Source organism: Polaromonas sp. P1_E1_2 (assembly GCF_056406035.1).
In genome coordinates this window covers 1-1,671 of record NZ_JBFUAZ010000768.1, presented here as the reverse complement: position 1 = coordinate 1,671, position 1,671 = coordinate 1, and the positions used below count along the sequence as shown (strand labels likewise).

The following is a 1,671-nucleotide window of genomic DNA, read 5'->3' as shown; positions in this document are numbered from 1 at the left end:
GGTTTGGGCTGGGGGGCTACACCGTGGAAGCGCTTGCACCGTATTTCGCGCAGGCCGAGCAGCGGCCGAACATCACSCCCTGGCTGGTSCCGCCGAACGAGAACAACGACCTGTTGCGMAGAGGCGCCGCCAAACTGGGCATTCCCGCTTCGGCSATCTCCCGCAACGTCAAGGGTTGCTGGAACCTGGGCTCGTGCGGRTTGGGTTGCCCCACCAATGCCAAGCAGTCCATGTTGGTCACCACCATTCCCGCCGCGCTCGACCGCGGGGCGCAACTGCTCACTGAAACCCGCGCAGAAAGCCTTGAACTGGCCAATGGCAGGGTCACCGCGCTGATATGCCGGGGTGTAGAGCCAAATGGGGCGCTGGCCCAATCAGGACATGCGCAACCAGCTATCAAAATAAGAGCAAAACACTATGTGCTGGCCGGTGGTGCCATCAACTCGCCGGCCGTCCTGCTGCGCTCCCAGGCCCCCGACCCGCACGGCGTGCTGGGCGCCCGGACATTCCTGCACCCGGTCGTGATGTCCTCCAGTGTGTTTGCCCAGAAGGTGGAGGCCTGGAGCGGTGCGCCGCAAACTATCTACTCTGACCATTTCCTGGAAACCCAGGCGATTGACGGACCGATTGGCTACAAGCTGGAAGCCCCACCTCTGCACCCGATCATTTTTGCGTCGACAGTCCCGGGCTTCGGTCAGAGTCAGCACGACCTGCTCAAGTCTTTTCCCTACAACCACACGCTGCTGGCCTTGCTTCGCGATGGTTTTCATGATGAGTCGCCTGGCGGCCAGGTGAAGCTGCGCAGTGACAACTCCGCCGTGCTGGACTATCCGCTGACGGACTACGTCATGGAGGGTGGGCGCAGGGCTCTGCTGTCAATGATGGAAATCCAGTTTGCAGCGGGTGCCAAACAGGTTTTGCCGCTGCACGAAATGGCCAGGCCCTATACCTCTTGGGCCGAGGCGCGTGATGCGGTCAATGCCTTGCCCATGAAGCCGATGCTCACGCGGGTGGTGAGCGCCCATGTCATGGGCGGCTGCAGCCTTGCGGGCGCTGAACGACAGGGCGTTACCCGGCCCGACGGCGTGCATTGGCAACTCGAAAATCTTTCGATTCACGACGGGTCGCTTTTCCCCACCAGCATTGGCGCCAATCCGCAACTTTCCATCTACGGCGCCGTGAATCGCCTGGCGCAAGGCCTCGCCAAAAAAATGTCGGGCAAGGATGTCACACTGGCCTGAGATACTGCGGGTTTGATCTCGCGCCGATTCATTCATGCTGGCTCAACTGCAAAGATTCATCACCCTGACCCTGGTCGCCGCGGCTTTCGGCTGGCTGTTCTGGTTCCGCAGCAGCTCTCCCATGCTGGCCGTCACCGGCTTCCTGCTGATTGCACTGGGGTACACCGGTTTCCTCGCCCTTGAGTTTTTACTCCTTCGGTACATCAACAAGGCAGATCCGGCGCCCCAGCCCACCTGGACAGAACTTCTGCGCGCATGGCTGGGTGAGACATTGACGGCTMCTCGCGTGTTCTGCTGGCGCCAGCCCTTTCGCTCCAATGCTGTCCCGGACAGGGTCCTGCCGTGGCTGGGTGAGACATTGACGGCTCCTCGCGTGTTCTGCTGGCGCCAGCCCTTTCGCTCCAATGCTGTCCCGGACAGGGTCCTGCCG

1 protein-coding gene and 1 pseudogene are annotated in these 1,671 nt (G+C 61.7%); both read left to right on the top strand.

Annotated elements, in window-relative coordinates:
* A partial coding sequence (locus tag AC1D1P_RS22680) for a GMC family oxidoreductase (RefSeq protein ID WP_477674540.1) occupies positions 1-1,241 on the top strand: 1,241 nt, incomplete at its 5' end.
* Positions 1,242-1,275: 34 nt separating this feature from the next.
* Positions 1,276-1,671: pseudogene (locus AC1D1P_RS22675) on the top strand (hypothetical protein); the annotation flags it as partial.